Annotated in this window: 15 protein-coding genes; 4 read left to right on the top strand and 11 right to left on the bottom strand. The window is 70.4% G+C overall.

What is annotated here, in order from left to right; translation table 11 throughout:
- Positions 1–209 precede the first annotated feature (209 nt).
- From smc to LJ657_RS24320, 3 genes are all read right to left on the bottom strand, one after another.
- The gene (gene smc, locus LJ657_RS24330) at positions 210–3,809 is read right to left on the bottom strand and encodes a chromosome segregation protein SMC (RefSeq protein ID WP_232650859.1); all 3,600 of its coding nucleotides are present in this window, start codon (positions 3,807–3,809) and stop codon (positions 210–212) included.
- Positions 3,810–4,022: 213 nt separating this feature from the next.
- Positions 4,023–4,226, bottom strand: coding sequence for a hypothetical protein (locus tag LJ657_RS24325; RefSeq protein WP_031041227.1), 204 nt, complete (start codon positions 4,224–4,226; stop codon positions 4,023–4,025).
- A gap of 383 nt (positions 4,227–4,609) precedes the next feature.
- Positions 4,610–4,891, bottom strand: coding sequence for an acylphosphatase (locus tag LJ657_RS24320; RefSeq protein WP_232650858.1), 282 nt, complete (start codon positions 4,889–4,891; stop codon positions 4,610–4,612).
- A gap of 167 nt (positions 4,892–5,058) precedes the next feature.
- Here LJ657_RS24320 and LJ657_RS24315 point away from each other — a divergent pair, with 167 nt between their 5' ends.
- Positions 5,059–6,168 (top strand): CAP domain-containing protein, encoded by a 1,110-nt coding sequence (locus LJ657_RS24315; RefSeq protein ID WP_232650857.1) that lies wholly within the window; start codon positions 5,059–5,061, stop codon positions 6,166–6,168.
- Between the two features lie 68 nt (positions 6,169–6,236).
- The gene (locus LJ657_RS24310; RefSeq protein ID WP_232650856.1) at positions 6,237–6,638 is read left to right on the top strand and encodes a winged helix-turn-helix transcriptional regulator; all 402 of its coding nucleotides are present in this window, start codon (positions 6,237–6,239) and stop codon (positions 6,636–6,638) included.
- Here the strand turns inward: LJ657_RS24310 and mutM are convergent.
- The 8 genes from mutM to LJ657_RS24270 form a co-directional block, all read right to left on the bottom strand.
- A complete protein-coding gene (mutM, locus tag LJ657_RS24305; protein ID WP_232650855.1) occupies positions 6,611–7,471 on the bottom strand; it encodes a bifunctional DNA-formamidopyrimidine glycosylase/DNA-(apurinic or apyrimidinic site) lyase in 861 nt (286 codons plus the stop codon). The two genes, LJ657_RS24310 and mutM, sit on opposite strands and share 28 nt — an antisense overlap.
- Before the next feature lie 123 nt (positions 7,472–7,594).
- Complete coding sequence (gene rnc, locus LJ657_RS24300) at positions 7,595–8,431, bottom strand: ribonuclease III (protein ID WP_232650854.1); 837 nt, start codon at positions 8,429–8,431, stop codon at positions 7,595–7,597.
- Positions 8,432–8,438: 7 nt separating this feature from the next.
- Positions 8,439–8,612 carry a 50S ribosomal protein L32 gene (gene rpmF / locus LJ657_RS24295; RefSeq protein WP_007493396.1) on the bottom strand — a complete coding sequence of 58 codons (174 nt, stop codon included), beginning with the start codon at positions 8,610–8,612 and terminating at the stop codon, positions 8,439–8,441.
- Between the two features lie 2 nt (positions 8,613–8,614).
- On the bottom strand, positions 8,615–9,277 hold the full coding sequence (locus LJ657_RS24290; protein WP_232650853.1) for a YceD family protein: 663 nt from the start codon (positions 9,275–9,277) through the stop codon (positions 8,615–8,617).
- Positions 9,278–9,409: 132 nt separating this feature from the next.
- Positions 9,410–10,489: a F0F1 ATP synthase subunit B gene (locus tag LJ657_RS24285; protein WP_232650852.1), complete on the bottom strand. Its 1,080-nt coding sequence runs from the start codon at positions 10,487–10,489 to the stop codon at positions 9,410–9,412.
- Between the two features lie 58 nt (positions 10,490–10,547).
- Positions 10,548–11,027, bottom strand: coding sequence for a pantetheine-phosphate adenylyltransferase (gene coaD, locus LJ657_RS24280; protein WP_232650851.1), 480 nt, complete (start codon positions 11,025–11,027; stop codon positions 10,548–10,550).
- 26 nt (positions 11,028–11,053) lie between these two features.
- Positions 11,054–11,641: a 16S rRNA (guanine(966)-N(2))-methyltransferase RsmD gene (rsmD, locus tag LJ657_RS24275; protein ID WP_232650850.1), complete on the bottom strand. Its 588-nt coding sequence runs from the start codon at positions 11,639–11,641 to the stop codon at positions 11,054–11,056.
- 161 nt (positions 11,642–11,802) lie between these two features.
- Positions 11,803–15,024: a helicase-related protein gene (locus tag LJ657_RS24270; RefSeq protein ID WP_232650849.1), complete on the bottom strand. Its 3,222-nt coding sequence runs from the start codon at positions 15,022–15,024 to the stop codon at positions 11,803–11,805.
- Between the two features lie 167 nt (positions 15,025–15,191).
- On the opposite strand from LJ657_RS24270, the gene LJ657_RS24265 reads away from it, so the two are divergent.
- Positions 15,192–17,021 (top strand): HSP90 family protein, encoded by a 1,830-nt coding sequence (locus LJ657_RS24265; protein ID WP_232650848.1) that lies wholly within the window; start codon positions 15,192–15,194, stop codon positions 17,019–17,021.
- The gene (locus LJ657_RS24260; RefSeq protein WP_232650847.1) at positions 17,021–19,948 is read left to right on the top strand and encodes a tetratricopeptide repeat protein; all 2,928 of its coding nucleotides are present in this window, start codon (positions 17,021–17,023) and stop codon (positions 19,946–19,948) included. Before LJ657_RS24265 ends, LJ657_RS24260 begins: the two co-directional genes overlap by 1 nt.
- The last annotated feature ends 181 nt before the right edge of the window (positions 19,949–20,129 follow it).

The following is a 20,129-nucleotide window of genomic DNA, read 5'->3' as shown; positions in this document are numbered from 1 at the left end:
GGCCACCGGCAGCGCTGCCGGGTGGGGGACCCTTCCCGGTAGGTAATACCTGAAGGTAAAAGCAACGTTGCCGAGACTATGCCTTCAAGTTTCGAAGTCAAGGGGTCATGCCTGTGACTTTTTAGCGCACTCGTGACGGGAATGTGTTCAACTCTTGAAGAGATTGCTCAGTACAGCCGTAGGCTGAGGTCAGCGCAGCCGTTGACTGGTCAGCGCAGCCGCTGGCTGATGACCTTCGACACGCCGTCGCCCTGCATGGAGACGCCGTACAGCGCGTCGGCGACCTCCATGGTCCGCTTCTGGTGCGTGATCACGATCAGCTGCGAGGCTTCCTGCAGCTCCTGCATGATGCGGATCAGCCGCTGCAGATTGGTGTCGTCGAGCGCGGCCTCGACCTCGTCCATGACGTAGAACGGGCTCGGCCGCGCCTTGAAGATGGACACCAGCAGCGCGACCGCGGTCAGCGAGCGCTCACCACCCGAGAGCAACGACAGCCGCTTGACCTTCTTGCCCGGGGGGCGGGCCTCGACATCGACACCGGTGGTGAGCATGTTGTCGGGATCGGTCAGGATCAGCCGTCCCTCGCCGCCCGGGAACAGCCGGCTGAACACGCCCTCGAACTGCCGGGCCGTGTCCCGGTAGGCCTCGGTGAAGACCTGCTCGACGCGCTCGTCGACCTCCTTGACGACCTGGAGCAGGTCGGCGCGGGTCTTCTTCAGGTCTTCCAACTGCTCGCTGAGGAACTTGTGGCGTTCCTCCAGCGCGGCGAACTCCTCCAGGGCGAGCGGATTGACCTTGCCGAGCTGCTGGTACGCCCGCTCGGCGGCCTTGAGCCGCTTCTCCTGCTCGGCGCGGTGGAAGGTCCTGGGCTGGTTGCGCGGGTGCTCGGGGTCCTCGGGCAGTTCTTCGCCCTCGGCGGGCGGGGAGGGCGGTACGAGCTGGTGCGGGCCGTACTCGGAGACAAGCCCGGCCGGCTCCACGCCCAGCTCCTCCAGCGCCTTGGCCTCCAGCTGCTCGATCCGCATGCGTTTCTCGGCGCCCAGCACCTCGCCGCGGTGCACGGAGTCGGTGAGCTTGTCCAACTCGGACTTGAGATCGCGGCCGGTGTTACGGGCACCGGCCAGCTCCTGCTCGCGCCGGGCCTTGGCGGCGTCGGCCGCGGTGCGTTCCTCCTCGGCCCGGGCGAGGGAGACCTCGACGTGTGCGAGCAACTGGCGTGCACCTGAGGCGACGGCTTCCGCCACGGACGCCTCGTGCCGCAGCCGCGCCCGGCGCTGCTCGGCACGCGCGCGTGCGTCACGCTCGGCTCGGGCCGCGCGGTCGAGGGAGTCGGCGCGGCCGGCGAGTCCCTTGACGCGCTCTTCGTGCGTACGGACCTGGAGCCGGGCCTCCATCTCGGTCTGGCGGGCGTTGGCGCCGTCGGCGGCGAGACGGTCCCGTACCGAGGCGTCGGGCTCCTCCTCGACCGGCAACTCCTCGGCGACGGCGAGGCGTTCGGCGAGGACCTCGACCTCTTCGAGGGCCTTGTCCAGCGCGTCCTGCGCCCGCGCGGCAGCGGCGACGGTGCGCTCCGCCTCGCCCGCCGCGCCCCGTGCCTGGCCGGCCAGCCGTCCGAGCTGCTGGGCGACGGCCGACTTCTCGCGGTCGGCGGCACGGCGTCGCTCCCCCAGCTCCTCGACCGTCGCGGCACATTCCTTGCGCCGCTCCCCCGCCGCGTGTTGTGCGTCGGTGAGTTCCTCGCAGCGTACGGCCAGCTCTTCGAGCTCGGCGGCGGCCTCGTCGACGGAGGCCTGCACCTCCAGCAGGCTGGGTGCGCCGGCGGAACCGCCGTGCGCGAAGTGCGCCCCCAGGAGGTCGCCTTCGGCGGTTACGGCCGTGAGGTGGGGGTTCGTGTATACGACGTCTTCGGCGGCTTCGAGGGTGTCGACCACGACGATGCCGTGCAGTAGGCGGCGGATGGCAGGCATGAGGTCGGAAGGCGCGCGAACGAAATCTGCCGCGTGCGGCTGTTGGGCGTCTGCGGGTCCGTCGTGGCTGGTCGCGCCGTTCCCCGCGCCCCTGAGGCCCGCTGTCGGACCGCTTTCTTCCGGCGCCCCCGCCAACAGCAGTGACGCCCGGCCGCCGTCCTGCTTTCGCAGCAACCGGATCGCCTCCGCTGCGGCGGACGGCGAGGTCACCGCCAGGGCGTCCGCCGCCGCGCCGAAAGCCGCCGCCAGCGGGACCTCGTAGCCGGGAGTGACCGTCAGTAGTTCGGCAGCCGGACCGAGCAGCCCGGAGAGACGATCCTTCGCGCCGAGGAGCGCGCCCGTGCCGTCCTTGCGCCGCAACCCCATCGCCAGCGCTTCATGCCTGGCCTGCGTCGCGGCCCGTTTCCGTTCCGCCGCGGTGGCCGCCTCACGGGCCGTGGTCAGGGCGGCCTCGGCGTCGGCCAGCTGCAGTTTCGCCGCCGCGTGCTGCTCGCCCAGTTCCGCGTCGCCGGCGTCGAGGCCGTCGACCTCGGCCTTGAGCGCCTCGTACTCCTCCTGCGCTGCGACGGCCCGCTCCTGCGCCTCATCACGGGCCGCCGCCAGCCGGTCGATCTCCGCCTGGGCGGAGGCGGCGCGCGAACGGGCGGCGCCCACCTGCCCGTTCAGCCGGGCGAGGCCCTCTCGGCGGTCGGCGATGGCGCGGGCGACGTCCTTCAGACGCCGTTCTTCCTGCGTGAGTTCGCGCTCCAGCTCGGCGCGGTGCGCGACCGTGTCCTCCAGGGCCCGCTCGGCCGCCTCCAGGGCCGCTTCGAGCTCGGCCTCCTGCTCGCGGATCCGCGCGGCCTCGCGCTCCATGTCCTCGGGGTCGCGACCGCGCCGCTCCTCGGGCGGCGCCGACGTCGCGCTCTTCACCCGCGCGTCGGCCAGCGAGACCGTGCCGCGCACCCGTTCGGCCAGCTGCGACAGCTCGTACCAGGTCTGCTGGGCGCGCTGGAGCCGCGGAGCGAGCTGCCGCACCTCGTCCTCCAGGAGCGCCTCGCGCTGCAGCGCCTTCTTCAGCTCCTGCTCGGCGGCTTCCTTGCGTTCCTTGAGGGCGGCCTCGTCCGCGACCTCGGTCTTCAGTGCCTGCCTCAGCCGTACGAGATCGTCGGCCAGCAGCCGCAGACGCGCGTCCCGGAGATCCGCCTGGATCACGGCCGCCCGCCGGGCCACCGCGGCCTGCCGGCCCAGCGGCTTGAGCTGTCTGCGCAGCTCGTCGGTCAGGTCCTGCACGCGCGCGAGGTTGGCCTGCATCGCGTCGAGCTTGCGGAGCGCCTTCTCCTTGCGCTTGCGGTGCTTGAGGACACCGGCCGCCTCCTCGATGAAGGCCCGGCGGCCCATCGGGTCGGCGTGCAGTACGGAGTCCAGCTGGCCCTGGCCGACGATGACGTGCATCTCGCGGCCGATGCCGGAGTCGGAGAGGAGTTCCTGGATGTCCAGGAGGCGGCAGGTGTCACCGTTGATCTGGTACTCGCTGCCGCCGTTGCGGAACATGATCCGCGTGATGGTGACCTCGGCGTACTCGATGGGCAGGGCGCCGTCGGAGTTGTCGATGGTCAGGGACACCTCGGCGCGGCCCAGCGGTGGGCGCCCGGTGGTGCCGGCGAAGATGACGTCCTCCATCTTGCCGCCGCGCAGCGACTTGGCACCCTGCTCGCCCATCACCCAGCTCAGGGCGTCCACGACATTGGACTTGCCCGAGCCGTTCGGCCCCACGACACACGTGATGCCCGGTTCGAACCGGAGCGTGGTCGCCGAGGCGAACGACTTGAACCCGCGGAGGGTCAGGGCCTTGAGGTGCACGCCGCTGGACTCTACCTTCCGCCGGTATCCCACTCCATGAACCCGCGGTTTCACCCTTGAACGTGCAGGGCACACCAAACGTTAAAGAGGGTGAAAGGATGCGCGGGGAAAGAAAGAAGGGACGCCGAAGCGTCCCTTGCAAACTCTGAACTCTGACAACTTAGCGGTTGATACGGGCGGCCCAACCACTGCTGTCGTGGTGCGATGCAGTGATCAGGTGAGCGCAGGCTCCGCCTGGTGTGCGTCGATGCTCTCCATGATCCTGTCGTGAGAAGCGGCAGCCGCGAGCGCGTCGTTCTCCGCCTGGATCCGTCCGAGCTCGGATTCCAGGTCCTGGACGCGCTGCTGGAGCCGTCGCATCTCGGCGAGGAGTCGAGGGTCGGAGCCGCCGACGTAACCGAGAAGCGCCTTTGCCATGATGGATGGTCCTCCACACTGAGTGACCGACCGAAGCGGTGTGGGTCGTGAGGGAATCGCACCCGCGGTGCTTGACACTCTTGAGTTTGTGCTGCCGTTCATCCATGCCAAACAGCTAAGGTGCGCGGGGTGCTTTCAGCGTCTCACCAAAAAGTTTGACGGTCAACACGATCACGCCCTGTATTGGCGGGCAACCCGGGGGCGCGCGGCCCAGAAGCGGCGGCGCTGCGACTCCTGCGGGGCCCTCAGTGCGTGGCGATCATTCTTGGGTGCGCAGCCTGCCACGACAAGCGGTTCTTGGCAACCACCAGGCAACTTCTGCTCCGGGCACCTGCCGGTGGCATGTCCGTCCGCTTGCACCCGGGCCTCTTTACAGAATCGGCTCAGCGGATGGCGAAGCCGTCGTACCCCCCGCGAGGTGTGTCCCAGATCTCGGTGACACCGTCGACGCGGCCGGGCGTGTCGTCTCCCTGGAGCCAGCCGAGGAGTCCCTCGCAGCGCTCCCGCGGGCCCTCGGCGACCACCTGGACCCGTCCGTCGCCCAAATTGAGAGCAAAACCACTCAGGCTGCCGAGTTCGAGGGCCTTGGCCCGCGTGAACCAGCGGAAACCCACACCTTGGACGCGTCCCCGCACCCAGGCGACCAGTCGCACATCCTCGCTCATGGGTGCAACCTAACGGGCCAATGTCTCTTGGGACACTTCCTCCTCTGACGCCATGCGGTACCGTCCCCACCCAATGAATCTCATATGAAACCCACTCGATCGAGTGAGTTGGGTCACCCGCAAGATCGTATGGGACACGTTGATCGCAAGACGAGGAAGGCCAAGACATGGGACGCCACCGACGCTCCGCCGCCGGCCGCGCCGCCACGGGCCGCGCCACGGGGGTCACAGGTAGGGACGGCTCGTACACGAGCAGCTACGACCCCCAGCAGTACTCGTACAGCTATGACCCTCCGGAGGCCGGCGCGGGCGACGAGCGGCCCACCCTGGGCACCGCCCCGTATCTGCACTCCACGGAGTACTCCGAGGTCTCCGCACGGAGTGCCGCGTACCTGTTCGCGACCGAGGACGACTACACGACGGTGTTCCCGGAGCACGGGTTCGCGCCCGACAAGGGCTCCCGGCGCGGGGGGTCGCGCCGCCGGAAGAGGGCCGTGACGCCGGTGCGCACCGGTCTGCTCGGTGTCTCCGCCGCCGTCGCCATCGGTACGGTCGCGGTCGCCACGGGTGCGATGCCCGGCCTCGGCAACTACAGGCTGGGCGGCAGCGGCAGCGGCAGCTCCGACAACGTGCAGGCCGCGAGCACGCCGAGCAACTCGGCGACCGGGCAGGGCGGCACGTCCGGCAGCGCCGACGGCCGCGAACAGGGCTCTTCGACGAGCCGCGGCGCCCATCGCTCGGCCTCGCCCTCGCCGAGCCCGTCCGTCTCCTCGTCCGCGCCGACCCAGGCGCCGCCGAAGCAGCCGGAGGCCACGCCCACCAAGAAGCCGAAGACAACGCCTCCGAAGCAGGAGGCCAAGCCGCCCAAGGAGACCACCGCCCCGGTGGCTGTCTCCGCGGAGGCCGCCGCCGAGGCGGAGGTGCTCAAGCTGGTCAACGAGGAGCGGGCCAAGGTCGGCTGCAGCGCGGTCTCCGCCAACAGCACCCTCTCGGAGCTGGCCGAGAAGTTCAGCGCTGCCATGGCCGCCGACGGCTTCTTCGACCACACCGACCCCAGCGGCGCCTCACCGTGGGACCGGGCCGCGAAGCTCGGCATAACCAACCTCGGCGGCGAGAACATAGCCCGGGGCCAGGCCGACGCAGCCGCTGTGATGGACGCCTGGATGAACAGCCCCGGCCACCGGGCCAACATCCTGAACTGCGACTTCAAGACGCTGGGTGTCGGTGCGCACTTCGGGTCGGGTGGCCCCTGGTGGACGCAGGACTTCGGGTACTAGACGCGAACTCGCTAACTCCTGGTTAGTGCAACCTGTCGGTTAGCGCTATGCTCAAGTACGCTTGAGGAATGGACACCACGCAGGAGCTCACGGAGGCGGACGACCTCCCGTACAACGTGTTCGCCAAGGCCTGTCCCTCGCGCGGCACGCTGGAGCACGTCACGGGACGCTGGGGCGGCCTGACGCTCTGCGCCCTGTTCGAGGGCTCCCTGCGCTTCAACGAGCTGCGCCGCCGCGTCGACGGCGTGAGCGAGAAGATGCTGTCCCAGACCCTGCACGCGCTGGAGCGCGACGGCCTGGTACACCGCGAGGCCCAGCCGACCAACCCGCCCCGCGTGGACTACGAGCTCACTCCTCTCGGCCACGCGGTCGCCGAGCGGCTGCTGGCCCTCGTCCATCTGTTGGAGGGCCGCATGGACGACGTCCTCGCAGCTCGCGAGCGTTACGACGGGATGCGCGGCGGCCTCTGACACTTCGGGCAGAAGTAGCTGGACCGGTTCATCCAGGGCCGCCGCCGCATCGGGGTGGCGCACCTCTTGCAGGGCAGGCCCTCCCGGCCGTACGCGTCCAGCGACCGGTCGAAGTAGCCCGACTCCCCGTTGACGTTGACGTACAGGCTGTCGAAGCTGGTGCCGCCCACGGCGAGCGCCTGGTTCATCACGTCCCTTACGTGGCCGAGGAGTTCGGCGGTGCGCGGGCGGGTGAAGGTCGCGGTGGGGCGTTCGTAGTGGATGCGGGCGCGCCAGAGGGCCTCGTCCGCATAGATGTTGCCGACCCCGCTGATGGACGACTGGTCCAGCAGGGCCCGTTTGATGGTGCTGCGCTTGCGGCGCAGCGCCTGGTGGAAGGCCTCGTCGTCGAACAGCGGGTCGAGAGGGTCGCGCGCGATGTGCGCGATGACCTCGGGCAGGCCCTCGGGGGTGGAGTCGTGCAACGACAGGCCGCCGAAGGTGCGTTGGTCGACGAAGCGGAGTTCCGTTCTCAGGTCGTCGGCGAAGCGGACGCGGATCCTGAGGTGCTTCTCGTCCGGGGCTGCGTTCGGCTGGACCAGCAGCTGGCCGCTCATGCCGAGGTGCGCGAGGACCGACTGGCGGGTGTCCTCCAGGGGCAGCCACAGGTACTTGCCGCGGCGGCTGGGGACTCCGATGCGGTGGCCCTTGAGACGGTGTGCGAAGTCGTCGGCGCCCGCCACATGACGGCGTACGGCACGCGGGTGCAGCACCTCGGCGTCGGCGACGACGCGGTGGGCGACCCACCGTTCCAGGCCGCGCCGGACGACCTCGACCTCGGGCAACTCGGGCATCGGAACCCCCGTAACGGACCGGTATGAGCCGAGCGCCCGCCCCGGGGAGGGACGGGCGCTCGGGTGCGCTGTTCGTCAGAGACTCAAGGACTCTGGGAGACTTGTCGCTCTCAGAGACTCTCGTCAGGCGGAGACGGCTGACGGGCCTTCCCCGTCCTCGGCGGCCTTCTCGGCCGCTGCCTTCCTGGCGCGCTCGTCCGCCTCGGCCCGGATGGACCGCCACGCGGATTCCGCGGCCTGCTGCTCCGCCTCTTTCTTGCTGCGGCCGGTGCCGGTGCCGTACGAGACGCCTCCGACGCGGGCGGCAGCAGTGAACGTCTTCTCGTGGTCGGGGCCGGTCTCCGTGACCAGGTACTCGGGCACGCCGAGGCTCTCGGTCGCGGTGAGCTCCTGGAGGCTGGTCTTCCAGTCCAGGCCGGCTCCGAGGTTGGAGGACTTCTCGATGAGCGGGTCGAAGAGCCGGTGGACGAGCTCGCTCGCCGCATCGAGACCCTGGTCGAGATAGACCGCGCCGATCACCGCTTCGAGGGTGTCGGCGAGGATGGACGCCTTGTCCCGGCCGCCCGTGCCCTCTTCACCCCGGCCGAGCCGGATGAAGGAGCCCAGGTCGAGCCCACGGCCGACCTCCGCCAGCGCACGCGAGTTGACCACCGCGGCCCGCAACTTGGCCAGCTGGCCTTCGGGCAGGTCGGGGTGGGTGGTGTACAGCGTGTCCGTGACCACGAGGCCGAGCACGGAGTCCCCGAGGAACTCCAGCCGCTCGTTGGTCGGCAGACCGCCGTTCTCGTACGCGTACGAACGGTGGGTCAGCGCGCGCACCAGAAGGGCGGACTCGAGCTTGTACCCGAGCCGCCCTTCCAGAAGCGTGTGGGACGAGGCTGTGTTGTCCGACTTTTTCCTGGCGGTTGGGTCCGCCTTGGCGTCATCCGCCTTCTTGGCAGTGGACACGGTGCCTCTCACCAGCCGCTCAGACCTCGAGGACCTGGCGCTTGTTGTAGGTGCCGCAAGAAGGGCACGCGATGTGCTGCAGCTTGGGCTCGTGGCAGCGCTCGCACGCAACCAGGGTGGGGACCGCAGCCTTCCACTGCGACCGGCGGTGGCGCGTGTTGCTGCGCGACATCTTCCGCTTCGGAACAGCCACGGCTACTTCTCCTGCTTCTCGTCGGCGTGCGCTGATGGAAGCGCGCCGCCGCTCATCTCGTCCTTCTCGCCGTCTCCGAGTGAACCGGCGAGTCCCTGCAGTGCCGCCCAACGGATGTCGACGGCGTCATGGTGGTGGTCCGGGTCGTCCGTGAGCCGCGCTCCGCACTCGGAGCACAGGCCCAGACAGTCGTCCTGGCACACCGGCTGCATCGGCAGTGCGAGCACCACCGCATCCCGCAGCACGGGCTCGAGGTCGAACAAGCCGTCCTCGATGAAGAGCCTGTCCTCGTTTTCTGCGGATTCCCCGGCGTCGTCGGTCGGCTCCGCCTTGGGGCGGCCCCGATCGTCGGCGTCAGGGTACGAGAACATCTCCTGGAATTCCGCGTCGAGCTCCAGCTCGAGCGGCTCCAGACACCTTACGCACTCCCCCTCGGCCTGTGCACGGGCGGTGCCTGTGACAAGCACACCTTCCATGACCGACTCGAGTCGGAGTTCGAGCTCCAACGGGGCGCCTTCCGGCACTCCGATGACTCCCGCGATCCCGAGATCCCGGGGAGCGTCGATCTCGCGGGTCAGGCGCTGCAGCGCACCGGGCCGCCGCCCCAGCTCGTGTGTGTCGAACACGAGAGGCTTGCGGTGGTCGAGGCGGGCGTTCAGAGCCATTCCTGCTTTCGATCTTCCAGCTCAGGGGGACGCTGCCCCTCGGTGTCCCTGGGCAGCGCTGATCGCGGACGTACACGCGACCGAAGAGCCAGGATACTGGACCTTTCGCTGACGGCCCAATCCGGTGGCTGCTTACTGGCCGCGCCCCTGTTCGTAGGCTCTCAGCTGCTCGGGCGTGATCATGCCGGTGTCGAAGAGGCTGGTCTCGTCGAGTGCGTACGACTGGTGCGCCTGCTGCGTCTGCTGCGCCTGGCTCGGGTCGTACGCCGCCTGCTGGGCGTCGTAGCCCTGGAAGGGGGCACCTCCCGCCGGAGCGTAGCCGGAGGTGGGGGCGTACGGATCGGCCTGTTGGTAGCCGTAGGCGTCCTGCTGACCGTAGGCCTGCTGCTGGTACGCGCCGCCGTACGGGTCGGGCTGCTGCTGGTAGCCGTACGCCGGCTGCGGCTGGCCGTAGTCCTGCTGCTGGGCGGGCTGCTCGGCCGGGGGCTTCTGCTCGGCGACGGCGGCGAGGTCGGCCAGGTAGTCGGCGTCGCTGGAGTGCTGGAAGGACGTCTGGTCGTCGGCGAGGGAGCTCAGGTCGTCGGTGGCGATACGGCCGTGCAGCTTCTGGCGGCCGCGGCCGACGGCCTCCAGGGTCTTGGCGAGGACCGCCTCGAAGGCGCCGAGCTTGACGTCGACGTAGGCGTCGGCGTCCTTGCGCAGGGTCTCGGGGTCGTGGCTGCGCTCGGGGGCGTCCTCGTCCTCATAGCCCTGCTCGTCGACGCCCGGGCCGGTCCCGAGGAGCTTCTCGCGGCCGCGGCCGACGGAACCGAGGGTCTTGGTGAGGACGACCTCGAAGTTGGCGAGCTTGGAGTCGACGTAGTCGTCGGCCTCGGCACGCACCTCCTCGGCCTCCTGGCGGGCCTCGGTGAGGATGCGGTCGGCCTCGGCCCGGGAGCGGCGGGCGATCTCGGTGTCGGAGATCAGGGAGCCGCGCTCCGCGTGCGCCTGCCCGATGATCCGGTCGGCCTCCTGGCGGGCCTGTTCCACCATCTGCTCGCGGTCGCCGATCAGCTCCTGGGCCTGCGCGAGGGAGCCGGGCAGTGCCTCGCGCACCTCTTCGAGCATCGAGAGCAGGTCGGCGCGGTTGACCACGCACGAGGCCGACATGGGCATCGACCGGGCGCCGGAGACCGCGGCGACGATCTCGTCGAGCTTCTTCTGCACGTCCACCGTGTGCTCGCCACTCTCTACAGCTGTGTTGGAGACGGACGGGACGACTGTAGCCCCATCAGTCCTTGCGCAGGCGCTTGTTGAGGGCCTCCAGGACCATCGGCGGCACCAGGTGGGAGACGTCTCCGCCCCAGGTCGCGACCTCCTTGACGAGCGAGGAGGAGAGGAAGCTGTAGGTGGGGTTGGTCGGCACGAAGAGGGTCTCGACGCCCGAGAGGCCGTTGTTCATCTGGGCCATCTGCAGCTCGTAGTCGAAGTCGCTGACCGCCCGCAGGCCCTTGACGATGGCCGGGATGTCGCGTTCCTTGCAGTAGTCGACGAGGAGGCCGTGGAAGGCCTCGACGATCACGTTGCCGTACTCGGCGGTGACCCGACGGATCAGGTCGATCCGCTCGTCGATCTCGAACAGGCCCTTCTTGGACTTGTTGATCATGACCGCGACATAGACCTCGTCGTACAGACGAGAGGCACGGGAAATGATGTCGAGGTGTCCGTTGGTGATCGGGTCGAACGACCCGGGACAGACGGCGCGGCGCACTAGTGATCCCTCGCTCTCCGGTCCGGTCATCGTGCGTCTTCGCACGTAGAGGCGGCGCGACCGTACCAAAACGTTCCCTCGCCGTAGCGACGGGCCTTGACCGCGTCGAAACCCTCGGGCCACCTGAATTCGCCGCCTCTGGTGCTGCGCTCCACGGTGACGATCGCCTCCGGCGCGAGCCAGCCTCCCGAGCGGAGTGTGAGGAGAATCTCGCGAAGATCGTGATCTGTGACTCGGTACGGGGGATCGAGGAACACGAGGTCGTACGGCGGTGTCGGCGCCGGCGTCTGGATGATCTGTTCGGCTTTGCCCGCCCTCACCTCGGCGCCGGGGAGTCCGAGAGTTCTGACGTTCTCGCGGATGACGCGTGCGGCGCGGGCGTCCGCCTCGACGAGGAGGGTGTGGCCCGCGCCCCGGGACAGGGCCTCCAGGCCCACGGCGCCGGAGCCTGCGTAGAGGTCGAGGACGCGTTCGCCTTCCAGGGGGCTGCCCAGGAGGGACTGCCAGGTGGAGAAGAGACCTTCGCGGGCGCGGTCTGATGTCGGGCGGGTGCCGGTCCCTGGCGGGACTGCCAGGCGGCGTCCGCCGGCTGCGCCGGCGATCACGCGGGTCATCTCTGGTCCTTGTTCGCGGGGCGGTTACGTGTCCAGTCTGGCAGGCGGAGGTGGGGGCTGGTTCGGGTCGTGCGCGACTGCGGGCCGGTGGGGGCTGATCGCGCCCGCGCGGCGGAGCCGCATATCGACACAGCCCCGCGCCCCTGTAGGCCAGCTCCCCTCTAGCCCTTTTCCAGGTACTGCTCCCTCTCCTCGTCCAAAAGGGCATCCAGGGCCGTCCGTAGGCCTGGAAGCCCCGCCAGCTCCGGATCCGCCGCCACCACCGCCGCGGCCTCCTGCCTCGCCTCCGCGATGACCTCCTCGTCCTCGATGACCGCCAGGACCCGCAGGCTGGTGCGGGCTCCCGACTGGGCCTGGCCCAGGACGTCGCCCTCCCGGCGCTGCTCCAGGTCGATACGGGAGAGTTCGAAGCCGTCGAGGGTGGCGGCGACCGCGGTCAGGCGCTGGCGGGCTGCGCTCGCCTCGGGCATCTCGGAGACCAGGAGACAGAGGCCAGGTGCCGAGCCTCGGCCCACTCGGCCGCGCAACTGGTGGAGCTGGGAGACGCCGAAGCGGTCGGCGTCCATGATCACCATGGCGGTGGCGTTCGGGACGTTGACGCCGACCTCGATGACCGTGGTGGCCACCAGGACGTCCGTGTCCCCGGCGGCGAAGCGGCGCATGACCGCGTCCTTGTCATCGGGGTGCATACGGCCGTGCAGGACCTCGACGCGGAGGCCCTGGAGAGGGCCCTTGGCGAGCTGGTCGGCCACTTCGAGGACGGCGAGCGGGGGGCGCTTCTCGGCCTCGTCCTCGGGGGATTTCTTCTTGCCGGACTTCTTCGGGTCCTCCTCCTCGTCGCCGATGCGGGGGCAGACGACGTACGCCTGATGGCCCTTGCCGACCTCCTCGCGGACCCGCTCCCAGGCGCGGGCCAGGAAGTGGGGCTTGTCGGCGGCCGGGACGACATGGCTGGCGATCGGGGAGCGGCCGGCGGGGAGTTGGTCGAGGACCGAGGTCTCCAGGTCGCCGAAGACGGTCATGGCGACCGTGCGCGGGATGGGTGTGGCCGTCATGACGAGGAGGTGCGGGGGCTGCTTGCCCTTGCCGCGCAGGGCGTCGCGCTGCTCGACGCCGAAGCGGTGCTGTTCGTCGACGACGACCAGCCCCAGGTCGTGGAACTGGACCTTGTCCTCGATGAGCGCGTGCGTGCCGATCACGAGGCCGGCCTCGCCTGTGACCAGGTCGAGCAGGGCCTGACGGCGGGCGGCGGCGCCCATGGAACCGGTCAGCAGCACCACCTTGGTTGAGTGCTCGGCACCGCCCAGCATCCCGCCCTCGGCCAGCTCGCCCATCATCTCGACGATGGAGCGGTGGTGCTGCTGGGCGAGGACCTCGGTGGGGGCGAGCATGGCCGCCTGACCACCGGCGTCGACCGTGGCGAGCATGGCGCGGAGCGCCACCATCGTGTTGTGGGTGACCGTGAAGTTGTCGGTGACGTAGGCGTGGCTCGGATGGTCGACGCTGATGCACTGCACCGGCTTGCGTCCCACGTATTCGACCGCGCGAATCCCACGGCGGAAGGTGTTGTGCTTCGGGCGGGGCCGCACGCGGTCCGCCTTGCGGGTCAGCCGAAATGGAGGGTACTCGTCTGGCAGTGCGACGGAGACCTCGAAAGCGGCTCGCTTCGGCAGGACTCGCGCTCGGCCTCCCAGCGAGCGTACGAGCCAGGCGACATCATCTGCGAGCCGTCGTGAAGCCGAACAGAACGAGACGCTCAGGCCGTTCGCCTGGATGGTGCCATCCGTGTCCAGGAGCCCTTGCAGCAAAGCGAGACGGTCCTTGACCGAGGTGTCCTTGAACTCGTCTGGCACGAACTTGCCGTGCGATGTCTCGCCCCAGAGGTCCAGATCCCGCAGGACTTGGATCACCGGGTTCCGGGCTCCGCCGACGCGCTGTGCGAGCTGGATGGTGTGATCACAGCGGGAGCCCTTCACGGGAACGAGTCGGCATTCAGGCGCCACAGCGGATGCCACGGCATCCCGGATCTCGTCGTCGATCGTGGAGAGCCGCAGGTTGTGCCGGAACGAGCCGTCCCCGAGAAGGAGACCGAAGAGGTAGGGATCCAGTGGGAGTCCCCAGTCGCCCCCGAGGTCGACAGGTGCCGCTGCCGGGATGTACCACTTGGAAGACCCGTTTGCCTTCAACGTGTCGAGACGGATCTCTCGAGTTGTCATGATCTTGGGAACCTGCCCCCGGTGCCGGGCACAGCTCGTGCCGACAATCCAGAGGTGTTCGTCGTCGCACTCCACGGAACTTCCGTCGGAAAGGACCAAGCGCCAGACGTCTCGCTCTCCTTGCGGGAACAGTCCGTCGACCAACGCGACCTCTCCGTCGGGCACGACCACTTCGTCACCCACGCTCAAGTCCCCCATCCGACGGAAACCGGCGGGTGTGAGCACGAGCGAGTCGAGGGGCTGCGCCTTGCCCGATCCGACCTCCCCCTGCAGCAGCCGGTGCATCGGATGCTCGGTCGCCAGGTCGTCGAAGATCTCCTTGGAGACCTTCTGCTGACCCTCGGTGAGGGTGAAGGGGAGGCGGTCGTCGAATGCTGTGAGGAGGCCGTCGGGTTTGGGTTTGCGGGCTACCGCCGGGAGTTGGGCGTCGGCGTACCTGCGGCGGGCGAGGGCCACCTGGAGGACGAAGGCCTCGTCCCACTTGAGGCGGGAGCGGGCGTCCTCGACGTCGGCCTTGGTGTGCGGGCGGTGGATCTTGAGCAGGGCCTCGGGGAGGCTGATCAGGCCGCGGCCCTCGCGGAGTCCCTCCGGCAGGGGGTCGACGGCCTCCTGGGCATGGGGCAGGACCGTCTGGAGGGCCTTGCCGATCTTCCAGGACTCCAGTTTGGCCGTAGCGGGGTAGATGGGGATGAGCGCGCCGGCCCAGGTCTCGACCGTCTCGTCGCTGTCGCCCCGTAGCAACTCGTAGGCGGGGTGGGCGAGTTGCAGGCGGCGGTTGAAGACGGAGACCTTGCCCGCGAACATCGCGCGTGTGCCCGGCAGGAGTTCCTTGTGGGGCTTGTGGACGCCGTGGCCGAAGAAGACCAGCTGGAGGCGGCCGCTGCCGTCGGTGATGGTGACCTCCAGGCGCTGGCCCTTGCCGCGGGGGGCCTTGGCGGAGGCGAAGGTGTGCAGGCGGGCGTCGGCGACCATCGCGACCACGGTGACGTGCTCGTCCAGGGGGAGGTCGGCCAGGTGGGTGAGCTGGCCGCGCTCCTCGTATCTGCGCGGGTAGTGGTGCAGGAGGTCGCCGACGGTGTGCAGGCCGAGGTTCTCGGCCATCACCTTCGCGGTGGGTGGTCCGAGCACCTTCTTCAGTGGTTCTTCCAGTGCGGGCACGAGATCCATTGCACACCACGCCACTGACATTCCCGTTTACGTCTCGGGAAAGTCCTGGTCAGGCGGACTGTTCCGGCTCTAGGATGACGCGCTCCGGCCATCCCCCGCGGTCACCGCCCCACCAGGGACCGCCCGACCCCGCGCCGCCCTCAAGTCCCCCCTCCGGCGCTGCGACGATGGACTCCCAGACCTCACAGTCATCCCAGACACCTCATACGTTCCAGGTCGACCTGCGTGGCCTGGTGGACCTCCTCTCGCACCACCTCTATTCCAGCCCCAAGGTCTATCTGCGCGAACTGCTGCAGAACTCCGTGGACGCCATCACCGCCCGGCGCGCCGAGCAGCCCGACGCCCCGGCCCGGGTGCGGCTGTACCCGGAGGCCGGCTCGCTGCGTGTCGAGGACTCGGGGATCGGGCTCACCGAGGCGGACGTGCACAACCTGCTCGCGACCATCGGGCGCAGTTCCAAGCGGACCGAAGGGATCGCCGACGGCATCCAGGAGGTCCGCTCCGACTTCCTCGGGCAGTTCGGCATCGGTCTGCTGGCCTGCTTCGTGGTCGCTGAGCGGATCCGGGTCGTCAGCCGCAGCGCCCGTACGCCGGACGCGGCGCCCGTCGAGTGGACGGCGAGCGACGACGGTTCGTACACCGTGCGGACGCTGCCGCACGAGGCCCGGCCCGAACCCGGCACCACCGTGCACCTGGTGGCCCGGGCGGGGGCCGGCGAGTGGCTCACGCCGGAGCGGGTGCTCACGCTGGCGCGGGACTTCGGGTCGCTGCTGCCGTACGACGTCCGGGTCGGCGACGAGGCGGTCACCGACCTCCCGGCGCCCTGGAACCGGTCGTACCCTTCCCCCGCCAACCGGCGGGTGGCTCTGGCGCGGCACTGTCACGAGTTGTTCGGCTTCACCCCGCTGGACTCGATCGAGCTGGATGTGCCGCTGGCCGGGATCCGGGGCGTGGCGTACGTCCTGCCCTCGGCGGTCAGTCCGGCCCAGCGGGCGACGCACCGCGTGCACCTCAAGGGCATGCTGCTGACCGAGCGGGCCGAACAGCTGCTGCCGGACTGGGCGTTCTTCGTGCGGTGCGTGCTGGACACCGACAGTCTGCGGCCCACGGCCTCGCGCGAGTCGCTGTACGAGGACGAGACGCTGGCGGCCGTACGGGACGCGCTGGGGACAAGGATTCGGTCCTGGCTTACGGGGCTCGCGGCCGGAGATCCGGAACGGCTGGCGGCCTTCCTGTCCGTGCACCACCTCGGGGTGAAGTCCCTGGCGCGGCACGACACGGAGATGCTGCGCACGATGCTGCCGTGGCTGCCCTTCGAGACCACCGACGGGCAGCTTTCGCTGGAGGAGTTCGCGCAGCGGCACCCGGTGGTGCACTTCACCCGGACCGTGGAGGAGTACCGGCAGGTCGCGCCGATCGCGTCCGCGCAGGGCGTCGGGGTGATCAACGGCGGTTACACGTACGACAGTGAGCTGGTCGAGGCGCTGCCGTCGGTGCTGCCCGGGACGGTGGTCGCGGAACTGGACGCCGACACGGTGACCGCGCATCTGGACGCGGTGGACCCGGCCGAGGAGCTGGCCCTGTCGGGCTTCCTGGCGGCCGCGCGGGCGAAACTCGATCCCCTGGGGTGCGATGTGGTCCTGCGGGCCTTCCATCCGCTCTCCGTTCCCGCGCTGCACCTGGACGACCGGGCGGCCCGCCACGAACAGGCCCGTGCCGAGGCAGAGGAGCAGGCCGACGACCTCTGGGCGGGCATCCTGGGGTCGCTCCGCGGGAGCGCCCCACGCGCACGTCTCGTGCTCAACCACCTCAGCCCGCTGATCCGGCGGATCAGTTCGCTCGGCGACCCGGAACTGATCGGCACCGCCACCGAGTCCCTGTACGGGCAGGCACTGCTGATGGCGCAGCGCCCGCTGCGGCCGGCGGACACGGCGCTGCTGAACCGGGCGTTCATCGGCCTGCTGGAATGGGCGACCCACGGGGAGGACGGCAACTGATGAGCGGGATCACGGACTTCGACTCCCTGCGCCGTGCGATGGCGGAGAACTCCGAGCGGCCGGAGGGCCCGGCGCGCAACGCGCGCGCGGAGCAGCTGCTGGCCGAGGCCGAGAAGCTGGGCATCCCGCTCGCCGTGATCGAGGCGCTCGGGCACCAGCTGAAGGTCTACAACTACAGCTCCGAGAAGGACAAGATGTTCGTCCCCTTCGCGCGTCTGCTGCGCATGTGGGACGAGCGGCCCGGGGACTTCGACGAGTACGAGACGCACTCGTTGCACTGGGTCTTCAAGTGGATGTCGTCCGGCATGCTCGACCAGCCGCACGTGCCGCTCGCCTCGATCGAGAAGTGGCTTGGCGAGATGGAGCACCGCTACCGGCTCGCCGGGCACTCCGAACGGGCCGTGCGCAGTGCCGAGTTCAGCGTGGCCGCGCACATCGGGGACATCGCGCGCGCGGATCGGGCGTACGCCGCGTGGCTGGCCGCCGACCGGGACAGCATGGCCGACTGCCACGCCTGCGAGCTGCACGGGCAGGGCTGGTGGCAGGCGGAGCGGGGACGGGACGCGGAGGCGCTGCTGCTGTGGCGGCCGGTGCTGGAGGGCGGGTTCACGTGCGCGCACGAGCCGCACTCGGTGCTCGCGTCGTCGCTGACGCCCCTGCTGCGGCTCGGCCGCACGGACGAGGCGCGGGCCCACCATCTGCGGGGCTTCCGGCTGGTACGGGGCATGGAGAGCATGCGGGGCGCGTACGCGGACCACGTCGAGTTCTGCGCGCTGACGGGCAACGAGGCACGAGGTCTGGAACTGCTCGCGGAGCGGCCGGCGTACTTCACGGACACCGGGCAGCCGCGCAGCAGGGTGGACTTCCTGAGCGTGGTGGCGCTGCTCATGGAGCGACTGGGCGAGGCGGGGCTGGGCCACCGTCAGGTCCCCGGTCCGGCCGGCCGGACCTGGACGGCGCGCGAGCTCGCCACGCACGCGCGTGCGGAGGCCCTCTCCCTGGCCGCGCGTTTCGACGAGCGCAACGGCACCTCGTACGTCACCGACCGGGCACGCGCGCGTATGGCGCAGCGCCCGCTGGTCGAGCGGCTGCCGCTCGGGGTGCGGGCGACGCGCCCGGTCTCCGCGCCCCCGGTGGCGGCGCCGGCCGCCGTGACCGCGGACGTGCCGGACCTGCCCGCCCTGCTGGCCGAGGCACGCCGGCTCTCGCACACGCTGCAACCGAACGCCATGGACGCCTGGGCGGCGGTCTCGCGCGCCGCCGAGGGCGTCGAACTGGACGCCCGCGACCGTGCGGAGATCGCCGACCACGAGGCGATGGACCGGGGCCCCGAGGGCGCCGTGCTCTTCGAGACGGCCGCCGAGCTGTACGCCGAGGCCGGCGACCCCGGTGAGGCGCTGGCGGCACGCACGCGTGCGGCGTACGTACGCGCCCTGTCGGGCCGGGTGGACGACGCGCTCGCGGCGGTCGCCGAGCCGTACGACCAGGTCCTGGCGCTGTACGCCGACGACGCCACCGGCGTGCGGCAGACGGCGTCCGTCCTGATGGGACGGGCGCGGATCCTGATGCGGCGGGTGCTGGAGGCGGGCGAGGCGGCCGAGGAAACGGTTCTCGTCGACGGGGAGAGCGCCGTACGTGAACTGCTCGCGCTGGTCGGCGGTTATACCGGGGACGACGTGCGGATCGCCGCACGGGAGGCCGAGGCTCAGGCCATGCTCGCGGAGCTGGCGGTGCGCGGCGGCGACCTGGAGACGGCCGTGGAGCTGTTCGGGCGGGCCACGGCCGGGTTCGTCGGGGCCGGGCTCCCGTGGTTCGCGGCGGAGTACGAGGCACGGCTGGCCGGGCTGGCACATCACCTGGGTGACATCTCGGGGGCGGAGCGGGCGCTGCGGGCCGCCCTGGAGCACGGCGGGGCGCATCTGGAGGCCATCGGGCGGGCCCAGTTGCACCTGCAGCTCGCCGAGGTGCTCGGTGGCCGCGGACTGTCCGTGGAGGCCGCCGAACACGCCCTGGAGGCGGCGCACTGGGCCGACGCGGCGGGCGAGGGCCCGACGCTCGGCGCCTGGGCACGGCACCAGCTCGGCGGGTTCCTGCTGCGCCAGGAGCGCTGGGCCGAGGCCGCGGAGGTGCTGGAGTCGGCGCTGCCCGACCTGAGCGACGAGACGCACGGCGACGGCGCGGTCGTCCAGACGCAGTGGTGGCTCGGCGACTGTCTGAGCGAACTCGGCGAGCATCGCGAGGCGGCCGAACGACGCCTGCAGGCCGCCGAGATCGCCCGCCACTGGCCCGAGCAGCACGACCACGCCACGCTCGCCCATCTCGCCGCCGAGTCGCTCGGAGCTGCGGGACTGCCCGGCGAGGCGGACCAGGCGTACGCGCGCGCCGGCGAGCTGTGGCGCTCGCTCGGCAACGTCCACGGCCTCGTGCGCTCCCTGCGCGCCCGGGCGTGGCTGGCGCTGGGCGCGGAGGACGGGACGGACGCGGCACGGGAGTTGATGGCGGCCGCGGTCCGGGAGTGCGAGGCGGCGCTGAGTACCGCCGGAACCGACGAGGAGGCAGGCCGGCGGCTCGTCGCCGAACTCGGGCACACCCACCGCCAGTTCGGCGACCTGCTCGCCCGTTCCGCCACGGAGGACGCCGACGACGACTCGATCCGGGCCGCGCTCGAGGACGCCCTGTCCCAGGTCACCCATGCGATCACGGTGTTCGCCTCCCTCGGCGACGCCGCCCTGGGCAGCCGCACCGGAGCCGAACTCGCCGCAGGCTGGCTGGAGTCCGACCTCGGCCGCCCCTCCCGAGCAGCGGCACACGCGCGTGCGGTCCTCGCCGCCTACGACGGCGCCGACAACACGGACGAGACGGCACAGGGACGACAGGCAGAGGCGGAGCAGCTGCTCCAGGTGACGGAGGAAGAGAAGGCCGGCTGAGGCGGGGGCGGGACTGCCAGGGCCGCAGGCCCGGGGTCGGCCAGGACCGGGGACCTGGCTCGGCCAGGACCAGGGGGTCGAGGTCGGCCAGGTTTAGGAGCCTAGGGTCCTCCGGGTCCAGCAGCCGCGGACCGACAGGGGCCAGCAGGCTCGCGCCCGCCAGAAAGCAGGAGCCTCGGAC

The organism is Streptomyces guryensis (assembly GCF_021261325.1).
Classification (GTDB): domain Bacteria; phylum Actinomycetota; class Actinomycetes; order Streptomycetales; family Streptomycetaceae; genus Streptomyces; species Streptomyces guryensis.
This window is presented reverse-complemented; position numbering and strand designations above follow the sequence as displayed.